Raw genomic sequence first — 12,081 nt, forward strand, 5'->3', positions numbered from 1 at the left:
CGTCGAGTCCGCCGATTCCACGGGCGATACCGCCCGCGTCGCTCTTATAACCGGAGCCACTGCCGGCATGGGGCTCGAAATCGCGCGTCAGCTGGCGGCGAAAGGGCTGAAGGTCGTCATCGGCGCGCGCGACGTCGAGCGCGGCGACTCCGTCGTGACGGAACTTCGCGAGGGGGGGATGTCGTCGCGCTCGCGCTGGACGTCACCGATTCCGCCGGCGTCTCTCAGGCCGCGATCCGGCTCGCCGGCGAGATTGGTCGGCTGGACGTGCTGATCAACAATGCGGGGATCGCCAGGGACCAGCACAAGCGTCCGACGGAAACAACATTGCAGGATTTTCGTGAAACCTACGAGACGAATGTCTTCGGCGTGGCCATGGTGACGAACGCGTTTCTGCCGTTGCTCATGAAATCCGAAGACGGCCGCGTCATAAATCAATCCGCCTTGCTCGGCTCGCACAGCATGACGGCGCGCATGGAGCCGCCTCTGGTGAAGCTCAATTGGCTCGCCTACAACAGCTCGAAAGCGGCGCTGAATTCGCTCACGCTGGAATATGCCAAGCATTTGAGAGAGACCTCGGTCAAAGTCTATGCGACCTCGCCGGGGCAGGTCGCGACCGCGCTCAATGGCTATCGCGCGGGCGGGGTGACGCCGGCGGAGGGCGCGGAAGTCGCCGTGCGTCTCGCGACGCTGGACCCGGCGCCGACGAGCGGCGGCTTTTGGGGGCCTGCCGGGCGACTGGACTGGTAGCGTCGACCCCAGCGGAAAATTGCTCCCCGCCCCATTGCGCTATATGGAACATCTGAGCTTCCCTTCCGTCCCACGAGCGTTCTCATGCCCCATTCCACCGATCATTCGCCGAGCGAGCGCGGGATGCGCCTCCTCTTCATCGGCGATGTGGTGGGGCGGGCCGGGCGCAAGGCGATACAGGAGCGGCTGCCGGAGCTGCGCCGTCGCTGGGCGCTCGATTTCATCGTCGTCAATGGCGAGAACGCCGCCGGCGGCTTCGGCATAACCGAGGCGATCTGCGACGAGATGCTCGCCGCCGGCGCCGACTGCATCACCACCGGCAATCACGCCTTCGATCAGCGCGAGGCGCTGGTCTTCATCGAGCGTCAGCCGCGGCTGCTGCGCCCGGTGAATTATCCGCCCGGCACGCCCGGCCGGGGCGCCAATCTCTACACGGCGGAGAACGGCCGTCAGGTGCTGGTGGTGAACGTCCAGGGCCGCGTCTTCATGGACGCGCTGGACGATCCCTTCGCCGCCATTGAGCGGGAAGTGGGCGCCTGTCCGCTGGGCATGGCTTGCGACGCGCTCATCGTCGACATACATGCCGAAACGTCCAGCGAGAAAATGGCCATGGGCCATTTCGTCGACGGACGCGCCTCTCTGGTGGTGGGCACGCATACCCATGTGCCGACGGCGGACGGGCAGATATTGCCGCATGGCACGGCCTATATGACCGACGCCGGCATGACTGGAGACTATGATTCGGTCATCGGCATGGAGAAGGAGGAGCCGCTGCGCCGCTTCACGCGCAAAACGCCGGGCGCCCGTTTCGAGCCCGCCCAGGGCGAGGCGACGCTCTGCGGCGTCGCGGTGGAGCTTTCGGCCGACGGCCTCGCGCGGCGCATCGCCCCGGTGCGGCTCGGCGGCCGGCTGGCGCAGGCCAAGCCGGACTTCTGGCAGGAGGAGGACGAGGCCCGGGCAGGGCGGCTCGTCGAAGCGATCGGAGCGCCAAGGCGATGAGATGGGATCAGCTCGGCCAGTCCGACAACATTGAGGATCGTCGCAGCCAGGACTACGCCGACGCCGGCGCGGGGCCGAGCTTCGGAGGCGGCGGCGGGCTCGGGCTGGGCACGATCGTCATTCTCGGCGTCCTCGCCTATGCGTTCGGCATAAATCCGGCGCTGCTGATCGGCGGCGCGGAAGTGCTCAGCAATATGCGCGGCGGCGGGCAGGTGGCGCAGCAGCGGCTCGATCGCCCGACGCGTCAGGCGCCGACTGGCGCGCCGGCCGATCGCCAGGGTCAGTTCATCTCCGCCGTGCTCGCCGGCAATGAGCGCGTGTGGTCGCAGATTTTGCCCGAGCAGAAGGGCATTCGCTTCGACCCGGCGCGGCTCGTTCTGTTCAACGGCGTCACCGGTTCGGCTTGCGGCCGCGCGCAATCGGCCATGGGGCCTTTCTACTGCCCCGTCGACCGGAAAATCTATCTCGACACATCGTTTTTCCGCGACATGGATCGGCGCTTCGGCGGCGGCGGCGATTTCGCCTATGCCTATGTGATCTCCCATGAGATGGGCCATCACATCGAGAATCTGCTCGGCATTCTGCCCAAGGTGCAGCGCGCGCAGCAGATGGCGTCGAGCCGTTCCGAGTCCAATAATCTCTCGGTCCGCGTGGAGCTGATGGCCGATTGCCTCTCCGGCGTCTGGGCGGCGCACGCCGATCAGAATTGGAAGATTCTCGAGAAGGGCGACATCGAAAAGGCGATCAACACCGCGCAGGCGATCGGCGACGATCGTCTCCAGCGTTCCGCGCAGGGCTATGCGGTGCCGGACAGCTTCACCCATGGCTCCTCGGCGCAGCGCGTCGAATGGTTCCAGCGCGGTCTGCAGACCGGCAAGATCGACGCCTGCAACACATTTACGGCGCAGCGCTAGCGTCTCGCGTCATTGTTCGACTGAGAAGCGAGCCTGAAGGCTCGCGGTCCAAAGAGCTCCCTGGACCGCGAGCCTTCAGGCTAGCTCTGTGAAGCGGTTTCGATTTTGCGGAGATCGATTGCAATGCCCGACCGGCTCATTCCCAGAGCGCATCTTTTCGGCAATCCGACCAAGGCGGGGACGCGGCTGAGCCCGGACGGGCGGCGGCTCGCCTGGCTGCAGCCGGATGCAGGCGTGCTCAATATTTTCGTGGCGCGGCTCGATCGCCTCGAGGATGCGCGCGTCGTCACCAATGATCGCAAGCGCGGCGTGCGGAGCTTCTCCTGGGCCTATGACGGCCACAGCCTGCTCTATATGCAGGACGAGGGCGGCGACGAGAATTTTCACGTCTATGTCGTCGACGCCGAGGGCGGCGCCGCGCGCGATCTCACGCCCTTCGAGGGCGTCGCCGCGCGCGTCAGCGGAACCAGCCGCAAGATTCGCGATCGAATCCTTCTCTCCATCAACCGCCGCGACAAGCGCTTTCACGATCTCTATTCGGCCATCATCGCCACCGGCGAATTGACGCTGGTGCAAGAAAATCCAGGCTTCGCCGGCTTCATCCACGACGATGATCTCACGCCGCGCCTCGCCATACGCAGCGGCAAGGATGGAAGCAGCGAGATTTTGCGTCCCGATGGCGGCCGTGGCTGGACGCAATGGATTACCTTTTCGCCGGAGGATGCGCGCACATCATCGCCGCTGCATCTCGACGCCGCGGCGAAGACCTTGTTCTTGCGCGACAGCCGCGGGCGTGACAAGGCCGTGCTGTTTCGCGTCGACGTCGCCTCTGGCGAGACCAAGCTCATCGCCGAGAGCGACAAGGCCGATATCGGTCATATCATCGGCGATCGCGACAGCTATGAGCCGCTCGCCTATAGCGTCGAGCGCGAGCGCTTCGAATATGTCGCGCTCGACGATCGCATAAAGGCGGATATCGACTTTCTGAACGCGCGCGGCATCGGCGATTGGAGCATTGGCAGCCGCACCGAGGATGATTCTCTTTGGACCGTCTCGGCGCAATCCGACACCAGTCCGTCCGCCTCCTATCTCTATGATCGGCGCGCGAAGAGCCTGCGCCTGCTGCATCATGCGCGGCCGCAGCTCATCGGCGCGCCTTTGCGTCCGATGCGGCCGGTGACGATCAAATCGCGCGATGGGCTCGATCTCATCTGCTATCTCACGTCGCCGCAGACGGCGGAGGCGAAGGCGCCGCAACCCATGGTTCTCTATGTCCATGGCGGGCCGTGGTCGCGCGATTCCTTCGGCTTCAATGCCGCGCATCAATGGCTCGCCAATCGCGGCTATGCCGTGCTCAGCGTGAATTTCCGCGCCTCGACCGGGCTGGGAAAAGCATTCGTCAACGCCGGCGATCACGAATGGGGCCGGCGCATGGACGATGATCTCAACGACGCCGTCGATTGGGCGATAAGGCAGGGGATCGCCGATATGAGTCGTATTGCGATCATGGGCGGCAGCTATGGCGGCTATGCGACTCTCGTCGGCCTCACGCGCAATCCGCAGCGCTATGTTTGCGGCGTCGATGTCGTCGGCCCGTCCAATCTCGAGACGTTGATCGCGACCATTCCGCCCTATTGGGAATCCGCACGCGCGCAATTGGTGAAGGCGCTCGGCGATCCGGCGACGGAGGAGGGGCGCGCGCTGCTGCGCGAGCGCTCGCCGCTCCATTCCGCCGATCGTCTCGCCAAGCCGCTGCTGATCGCGCAAGGCGCCAATGATCCGCGCGTAAAAAAGGCCGAGGCCGAGCAAATGGTGGCGGCGCTGGAAGCCAAGAAGATTCCCGTCGCCTATCTGCTCTATCCCGACGAGGGCCATGGCTTCGCGCGGCCGGAGAATGCGCTCTCCTATCACGCGGTCGCGGAGAATTTCCTCGCCCGCCATCTCGGCGGCCGCGCCGAGCCGGTGCGGGCGGAAGAGCTTTCCGCGAGCAGCCTGAAGATCGAGAAGGGCGCGTCGGAACTGGCGCTGCCGTAGCGGCCGGCCGCCGCTGGACGAGAGCGAGCCTGAAGGCTCGCATCGGAGAACCCACGTCAGATCGCGCGGCGGGCTTTCGTCGTCAGCTCGGTCGCGCGCAGCTTTTTGGCGAGCGTCGCCAAATCGCCGGCGGCGCCGAAATCCTCGCGCCGGGCGACGAGGCCGACGGGCTCCGCCAGCCGCGGCGCGATGCGCGTCAGCAGCGAGCTGGGCGCCGCGCGCAGCACGAGCGCGCGGTCGCGTCCGCCATAGGCGAGAGCGTCGCGCACTTCATCGACGAAGCCGCGCTCGGGCGCATGGCCGGCGCGTAGAACCAGCACATCGGGATAGCGCATAGCCGGCAGCGCGCGGGCGAGGCCGGAGCGCGCGTCGACGGCTTCCACCAGCCCACAGCCGGCCTCCTCGGCAATGATGCCGAGGCCGGAGTCGGGCGGCCCCACCAGCACGGCGTCGGCGACGAGGCCGGCGACGCAAGCGTCGATCAGCGAGGCGAGCGTGCGCACGATCGCGTCGCGCTCGGCCGATTCCCGGGCGCGCCCGCCCGTCGCCGGGGGCGTGTCGAATGCGAGTATGACGGCCGAGAGCATGAGCGTCGCCAGAGAGAGCGCCTATCGTAAGACGCTCATATCCCATATTTTCGCCCTGCTCGGCAAATGCGCCGCGTCAGCCCCGCCAAATGTGCCGCGTCAGCTTCGCAACGAGTCGAATGTCGCGGCGATCTCGGCGGCGTCGAAATCCGCTATTGCGGCGGGCAGCAGCGGGTCCTCGCCGTCGATCCAGCGCTGCTCGGCGTCGGCGTCGTCGAGCGCTATGGCGACCGCGCCATTGAGCTCATACAGGCGCCAGGCGAGGCCGGCCGAGCGCATCGAGGACATCATCGCATTCTGCACCATGCTGCGGACCATGAGATGCGGCGTCGAGACGGCGGTGTCGGCGTCGTAGCCGTTGGTCGCAGCGAGGCAGGCGTTCTTGTCATAGGAGGCGTGCCCGCGACAGGCGAGCGGACGCAGCCGATAGAGCAGGCAGAGGCCCGCCTCGATATAGGGGCAGGGCTGGCGCAGCGCCATGCGCGCGCTCTCCGAGCAGCCATTGGCGAAAGCGTTGATCGCCGCTATGCGCCCCGGCAGATCGACGCCGCGCTGCGCGAGCGCGCGCTGATTGGCGTTGACGAAACGCGCGATGAGAAACACCTCCGGCGCCGTGGCGACAACGCGCAGCACGCAGCAGGCGGGACAATCGCCGGCGCAGGCGATGGCCGGCGCGCCTTCCGTCTGAATGACGAGATTGCCCTCGAAGCTGTCGAAGGCCTGGAGGCAGAGCGCGCCGATGAATTCCGGCCGCTTGCGGCGCTCGCGGATCGTCGCGTCGAAGGCGTTCGCCATAGCTTTGAAGAAGGAGGAGGGGCCGTCGGAGGTCGGATCGGTCGGGCTCGGATCGGTCATGGGCGCGCTCGGGTCGTGGCTCTCATTCGCGTTATGTAACCATGATACATAACGATGGGCAAGCCGCCGAATCCCCCCAAAGCCGGCGGTTGCAGCGCCGGACGCCCGCGGCGGCCGGAACTCGCATCCTGCTCGCGCGTTTTCTAGCTCTTTGGGGCCGGGCGCGTAAAGAGGAGACCGTTATGGGACGAAACGCCTTGAAATTGGCCTCGGCCGCCGTCGTGGCCTGCGCCTTCGCCGGCGCCGCGCAGGCGCATAATGATTTCACCGATCGCGCGGAAAATTACGCCGCCACGCCGCAGTCCCCGGCCTATTACGACCCGCAGTATTATTACGCTTATCCGAGCTATGTGGAGCCGTATTATTCGGGACGCTCGATCTATGTCGCGCCCCGGCGCAGGTGGCGCTATCGATAGGCGATGTCGGAAACCTAAAGAGCGCGAGGCGCGAGCTTCAAAACTCGACCTCGAGCTCCTCGATCTCTTCCTTCTCGAGCAGCGCCGCAGCGATCCATTCCTGCATTGCAGGCAATTCGAAAATGCGATCGCAATAGGCTTGGCTGACGTCGTCCAGAGGAACGTCGTAAGTGCGAAAGCGCGTCGCCACCGGCGCGTACATCGCGTCGGCCATGGATATCTGGCCGAAGAGATAAGGCCCGCCATAGGTCTCGAGGCATTCGCGCCAGATCTGCGTGACGCGCGCGATGTCGCCTTGCGCCTTCGACCAGACCTTGAACTTGGGGAAATGGCCTTTCAGATTCATCGGCAGCGCCGAGCGCAGCGATGTGAAGCCCGAGTGAATCTCGCCGCAGATCGAGCGGCAATGCGCGCGGCGCATGCGATCGGCCGGCAATAGTCCCGCCGTCGGCGCGATCTCGTTCAAGAATTCGCCAATCGCCAGAGTGTCCCAGATTTTCGCGCCGTCATGCGTGAGGCAAGGCACGAGGATGGACGGCGACAGCAGGAGAATTTCCGCGCGCGCCGCGACATCGTCGGGACTGACGACGACTTCCTCGAAAGCGACGCCGGAAAGCTTGGCCATCAGCCAGCCCCGCAAGGACCAAGACGAATAGTTTTTGCTGCTGATCGTGAGCGTCGTCGTCGCCGCCGTGTTCGCCGCCATGAGAAACGCTTCCTCCTTTTCCTTTGGTGGACTGTGCAGCAAGCGCTGTGCCATGCTAGAGCCCGTCCATGGCACGGGGCTTGCTCGACCTGCCCCATCGGTAACGGAAGGTTTCGCTCAGCCGCATGATGTATGACGCATATCAGAGCTACGCCGACGTGAGCAATCGACTTCGTCTGGCGGCGGCGAGCGGCGAGCGACTTGCTCGCCTATGGAAATCGACGCCTTACGCGTCGCCTTTGCGGTGCTTCGAGGCCTATTGCGAGCTGGTCTCGCTGCTCGGCTTCACGCATGTGCGTCCCGACTATGGCGTCACGCAGATCACGACGCATAATGGCGCCGCCATCGACGTGATAGAGGAGCCGGTCTACGCCACGCCCTTCTGCCAGCTGCTGCGCTTCGTGCGCAAGGATGCGGAAAATCTCCCGCGCGTGCTGCTCGTCGCGCCAATGTCCGGGCATTTCGCGACTCTGCTGCGCGGCACGATCCGCACGCTCGCGCAGGACCACGACGTCTATGTCACCGACTGGATCAACACGCGCGACATACCGCTCTCGCAGGGCGTTTTCGGCATGGACGAGTTCGTCCAGCATCTGATCGATTTTCTGCGCTTCCTCGGCCCGCCCGCCCATGTCGTCGCGGTCTGCCAGCCGACGGTCGCGGCGCTCTCCGCCGTCGCGATAATGGCCGAGGACAATGACCCCGCGCAGCCGGCGAGCCTCACGCTGATGGCGGGGCCGCTCGATGTCAGCGTCTCGCCCACTAAGGTCAATGAATTCGCCGTCTCCAAGCCGATCGAATGGTTCCGCAGCAATGTGATCGGCACAGTGCCGCGCATGCTGCCGGGGGCGGGGCGGCGGGTCTATCCCGGCTTTCTGCAAATCTCCGGCTTCATGAGCATGAACGCCGAGCGCCACGCCAACGCCTTCATCGATCTCTTCCGCCACCGCGTCGAGGGCGACCATGAGAAGGCGGACCGCATCCGCACCTTCTATGAGGAATATTTCGCGATAATGGACCTCGATGCGGATTTCTATCTGCAGACGATCGAGACCGTCTTCCACAAAAATGCCCTTTCTGCGGGCAGTCTGCTCTTTAAAGGGCGGAAGGTGACGCCGCGCGCGATCAAGAAGACCTTCCTGCTCACGGTAGAGGGCGAGAAGGACGATATTTGCGCCGTGGGCCAGACGCTCGCCGCTCAGGATATGTGCAGCGGCCTGCGTCCCTATATGAAGTCGCACCATTTGCAGGCCGGCGTCGGCCATTATGGCGTCTTCAACGGCAAGCGCTGGGACAATCAGATCTACCCCGTCGTACGCGACCATATCCAAAACAGTCTGTGAGCGGGACGCCGCAGGGGCGGAAGCTGGGCGATCGGACGGGCGCCGAAGGCGTTGCGCCGTCCCGGGGCCGTTGAGCCCGCCCGAGACCGCCGCCTCTCGTCTTCGTCGGGCCGCGCGAGCCGCCAGCGCCTTCCTCTCACGATGCTGGACCTCAACGCGCAGTAGCAGGCCGGCGTCGGCACTATGGCGTCTTCAATGGTGAGCGCTGGGACAATCAGCTCTGCCCCGGTCCCCCGCGACCACATTCAGAACAGCCTGCGAGCGGCGAGCCGAGGCCGGGACTGTGACAAATTGTTGCAGGGCGTCACGGCGGCGCCGCAGGGGCGCGAGCAGGGCGTCCAGCCTCGGCGTAAAATGCACGACAAGCATATGATATAAAACAAAATAAGCTGATCGTTTAGGCGTCATAAGGGTTGCTGGACTATTACGTTCCTCTATAGCCCAACGGGAATTTTTCCTTGAAATTTTTGTGCGGCGCAATATTCTAAGTTCACTGAATTTCGGCGCGCTCCGTCGAGCATCGTTCCCGAGCCGCGCCGCCGGAATCGAACTTTAAAAGAAGCCTTCCGACCCGTTCGACCGTGGCTGTGAAGGCGAGACGAGGTCACTATGGAATCGATCAAGACTTGGTTTCAGGACTGGTCCGACGCCTGCGAATACGCCAAGGAATGCGCGCCCGACCTGTCTTTCCTCCCTGGCGAGCCCTTCACCGCGCTCTTCGGCATCGCCGCCGTGTGCTTCCTGGTCTGGTGGTGGAACGAGCGTTCCTTGCGCGCCCAATTGGCGATCGTCGCCAGCGCTTGGGCCACGCCGCAGCAGGTCGAGGCTCCTGCGAGCCCGGTCGCCGCTCGTGACCGCGCATGGGCTTTCTCTCCGGCCGCTCTGAAGCGCGCCGCTTGATCTGGACGAGCGGGCGGCGGCGCGACAGCGCGGGCCGCCCGATCGCTTTCGGGCGAAAGGTCGACAGGACGGCGGCCATAGGCTAGGCGTGGAGCAGGACTCCGCCGGACACGCCGCCGCGATGCGCATCGACTCACGCCACTACCGCACCATCTGGGAAAACGCCGACGGAAGCGTCGAGGCGATCGACCAGACCAAGCTCCCTCATAGATTCGAGACCAGAAGGCTCGCCTCGCTCGACGACGCCGTCGCCGCGATTGCGACCATGGTCGTGCGCGGCGCGCCGCTGATCGGCGTCACCGGCGCCTATGGGCTGGCGCTCGCCGCAGCCGTCGATCCGAGCGACGCGGCGCTGGAGGAGGCCCATGCGCGGCTCGCCGCGGCGCGCCCCACGGCCGTCAATTTGCGCTGGGCGCTCGATCGGATGCGCAGGCTGCTGCTTTCCGCGGCGCCCTCGGATCGGTGCGCGCTCGCTTTCGGCGAGGCCGGCGCCATCGCCGATGAGGACGCGCTCTGCTGCGAGGCGATCGCCGACCATGGCGCGCCGCTGATCTGCGCCGCCGCCGCCGAGCATCCGGGCCGGCCGGTCAATATTCTCACCCATTGCAACGCCGGCTGGCTCGCCGCCGTCGATTGGGGCACAGCGCTCGCGCCCATCTACAAGGCGGCGCGCGATGGAATCGATCTGCATGTGTGGGTCGACGAGACGCGGCCACGCAATCAAGGCGCGAGCCTCACTGCCTTCGAGCTTTCGGGCGAAGGGATTCCCCACACCGTCATCGCCGACAACACGGGCGGCCATTTGATGCAGCACGGGCTCGTCGATCTCTGCATCGTCGGCAGCGACCGCACGACGCGAATCGGCGATGTCTGCAACAAGATCGGCACCTATCTGAAGGCGCTCGCCGCCCATGACAATGGCGTGCCCTTCTATGTCGCGCTGCCGAGCTCGACGATCGATTGGGCGATGCGCGACGGCGTCGCCGAAATCCCGATCGAGCAGCGCGACGCGAGCGAGGTGACGCATATCTCCGGCCTCGCCGACGATGGCGTGGTGACGCGCGTGCAAGTGACGCCGAAAGGTTCGCCCGCCGCCAATTACGCTTTCGACGTGACGCCTGCGCGTCTCGTCGGCGCGCTGATAACAGAGCGCGGAGTGTGCGCCGCGAGCGAGGCGGGCTTGCGCGGATTGTTCCCCGATCTGGCGTAACCGACGTGCGCGATTCCTTCTCCCACTTGTGGGAGAAGGAGAGAACGGCACGATCTCACTTCGACGATTTCAATCCGTAATTTTCAAAACGGGTGATTTCGTTTTCGATTTCTTCCTCTGAAATCAGCACCGGCTCGCCGGCGATGCCCGCGAGATAATAGAGCCGCGCCAGCGTCTCGAGCTCCACTGCGCGCCACATTGCGCGATCCAATCCTTCGCCGAGCGCGATCATGCCGTGATTGCCGAGCAGCACGCCATGCGCGCGGCCCAATCCTTCGACCGCGAGATCGGAGAGCGCCTGTGTGCCGAAAGGCGCGTAATCGGTGCAGCGAATGCGGGACGTGCGGAAAATCCCGATCATATAATGCACGGGCGGAATCTCGCGCCGCAGCGTGGCCAGCGTCGTCGCATAAATGGAATGCGTATGCACCACCGCCTGCACATCCGGCCTGGCGCGTAGGATATCGCGATGCATGCGCCATTCGCTGGAAGGCGCCAGTGGTCCTTCAGACTCGCCGTCGCCCGCGAGCGGCATGCGCGCGATCATCTGCGGGGTCATTGTGGCGTAGGAGATTCCGCTCGGCGTGATCAGCATCGCCTCGCCGTCGCGCACCGATAGATTGCCGGCGGTTCCTTGATTGAGGCCGAGCGCATTCATGCTCCGCGCCGCTTCGACGATCGCCTCTCGCTTGCTCGCATCCGTCATTCCACCCCTCCGTCTGCGAATGCGCGCCCCTTGCCGAGCGACGCCTCAATCCCTACATCCTCGAAACTCTTTTTCCAGCCGAGGCTCGGATGACACAAGAACAAAATACGAAACCGGCGAGCTGGCACGCGACGACCATCGTTCTGGTGAAAAAGAACGGCAAGACCGTCATCGCGGGCGACGGACAGGTGAGCCTCGGCCAGACCATCGTCAAGGCGAACGCCAAGAAGGTGCGTCGTCTCGGCAAGGGTGATGTGATCGCGGGTTTCGCCGGCGCAACGGCTGACGCCTTCACTCTGTTCGAGCGGCTCGAGGGCAAGCTCGAGCAATATCCCGGGCAATTGACGCGCGCCTGCGTGGAGCTCGCCAAGGATTGGCGCATGGACCGTTATCTGCGCCGGCTCGAGGCGATGATGCTGGTCGCCGATCGCGAGGTGGGGCTGACGCTGACCGGCGCCGGCGACGTGCTGGAGCCGGAAGCCTTCGAGCATGGCTCGGTGGCGGCGATCGGCTCCGGCGGCAATTTTGCGCTCGCCGCGGCGCGCGCGCTGCTCGATCAGCCGATAGAGGCCGAGGTGATCGCCAAGCGCGCGATGGAGATCGCGGCCGACATCTGCGTCTACACCAATCGCAACATCGTGCTCGAATCGATCTGAGCTTT

The 12,081-nt window shown here is 65.0% G+C and carries 12 protein-coding genes and 1 pseudogene; 9 read left to right on the forward strand and 4 right to left on the reverse strand.

Annotated features, from left to right (window positions below):
• Positions 1-67: 67 nt before the first annotated feature.
• The 4 genes and pseudogenes from A1351_RS25375 to A1351_RS12895 all read left to right on the forward strand — a co-directional run bounded on the left by A1351_RS25375 (position 68) and on the right by A1351_RS12895 (position 4,697).
• Positions 68-750 (forward strand): annotated as a pseudogene (locus A1351_RS25375) (SDR family NAD(P)-dependent oxidoreductase).
• Positions 751-873: 123 nt separating this feature from the next.
• A complete protein-coding gene (locus tag A1351_RS12885) occupies positions 874-1,749 on the forward strand; it encodes a TIGR00282 family metallophosphoesterase (RefSeq protein WP_024879450.1) in 876 nt (291 codons plus the stop codon).
• Positions 1,746-2,663 (forward strand): neutral zinc metallopeptidase, encoded by a 918-nt coding sequence (locus A1351_RS12890; protein WP_024879451.1) that lies wholly within the window; start codon positions 1,746-1,748, stop codon positions 2,661-2,663. Before A1351_RS12885 ends, A1351_RS12890 begins: the two co-directional genes overlap by 4 nt.
• 123 nt (positions 2,664-2,786) lie before the next feature.
• Positions 2,787-4,697, forward strand: a complete 1,911-nt coding sequence (locus A1351_RS12895) for a S9 family peptidase (RefSeq protein ID WP_064033165.1) — start codon at positions 2,787-2,789, stop codon at positions 4,695-4,697.
• 56 nt (positions 4,698-4,753) lie between these two features.
• On the opposite strand, the gene A1351_RS12900 is transcribed toward A1351_RS12895, so the two are convergent.
• A complete protein-coding gene (locus tag A1351_RS12900; protein WP_024879453.1) occupies positions 4,754-5,284 on the reverse strand; it encodes a hypothetical protein in 531 nt (176 codons plus the stop codon).
• A 99-nt stretch (positions 5,285-5,383) separates the two neighbouring features.
• Positions 5,384-6,139, reverse strand: coding sequence for a hypothetical protein (locus A1351_RS12905; protein WP_064033166.1), 756 nt, complete (start codon positions 6,137-6,139; stop codon positions 5,384-5,386).
• Positions 6,140-6,321: 182 nt separating this feature from the next.
• On the opposite strand from A1351_RS12905, the gene A1351_RS12910 reads away from it, so the two are divergent.
• Positions 6,322-6,555, forward strand: a complete 234-nt coding sequence (locus tag A1351_RS12910) for a hypothetical protein (RefSeq protein WP_064033167.1) — start codon at positions 6,322-6,324, stop codon at positions 6,553-6,555.
• A 37-nt stretch (positions 6,556-6,592) separates the two neighbouring features.
• On the opposite strand, the gene A1351_RS12915 is transcribed toward A1351_RS12910, so the two are convergent.
• On the reverse strand, positions 6,593-7,261 hold the full coding sequence (locus tag A1351_RS12915) for a glutathione S-transferase family protein (protein WP_024879456.1): 669 nt from the start codon (positions 7,259-7,261) through the stop codon (positions 6,593-6,595).
• A gap of 125 nt (positions 7,262-7,386) precedes the next feature.
• On the opposite strand from A1351_RS12915, the gene A1351_RS12920 reads away from it, so the two are divergent.
• The 3 genes from A1351_RS12920 (at position 7,387) to mtnA (ending at position 10,714) form a co-directional block, all read left to right on the forward strand.
• Positions 7,387-8,604: a polyhydroxyalkanoate depolymerase gene (locus tag A1351_RS12920; protein ID WP_371441487.1), complete on the forward strand. Its 1,218-nt coding sequence runs from the start codon at positions 7,387-7,389 to the stop codon at positions 8,602-8,604.
• Between the two features lie 609 nt (positions 8,605-9,213).
• On the forward strand, positions 9,214-9,504 hold the full coding sequence (locus A1351_RS12930; RefSeq protein ID WP_024879459.1) for a hypothetical protein: 291 nt from the start codon (positions 9,214-9,216) through the stop codon (positions 9,502-9,504).
• Between the two features lie 121 nt (positions 9,505-9,625).
• Positions 9,626-10,714, forward strand: a complete 1,089-nt coding sequence (mtnA, locus tag A1351_RS12935; protein WP_024879460.1) for an S-methyl-5-thioribose-1-phosphate isomerase — start codon at positions 9,626-9,628, stop codon at positions 10,712-10,714.
• Positions 10,715-10,769: 55 nt separating this feature from the next.
• On the opposite strand, the gene A1351_RS12940 is transcribed toward mtnA, so the two are convergent.
• Positions 10,770-11,420, reverse strand: a complete 651-nt coding sequence (locus A1351_RS12940; protein WP_024879461.1) for a class II aldolase/adducin family protein — start codon at positions 11,418-11,420, stop codon at positions 10,770-10,772.
• A gap of 89 nt (positions 11,421-11,509) precedes the next feature.
• Between A1351_RS12940 and hslV the strand changes: the two genes are divergently transcribed.
• Positions 11,510-12,076, forward strand: a complete 567-nt coding sequence (gene hslV, locus A1351_RS12945; RefSeq protein ID WP_024879462.1) for an ATP-dependent protease subunit HslV — start codon at positions 11,510-11,512, stop codon at positions 12,074-12,076.
• Positions 12,077-12,081 lie beyond the last annotated feature (5 nt).

The organism is Methylosinus sp. R-45379 (genome assembly GCF_001644125.1).
GTDB lineage: Bacteria > Pseudomonadota > Alphaproteobacteria > Rhizobiales > Beijerinckiaceae > Methylosinus.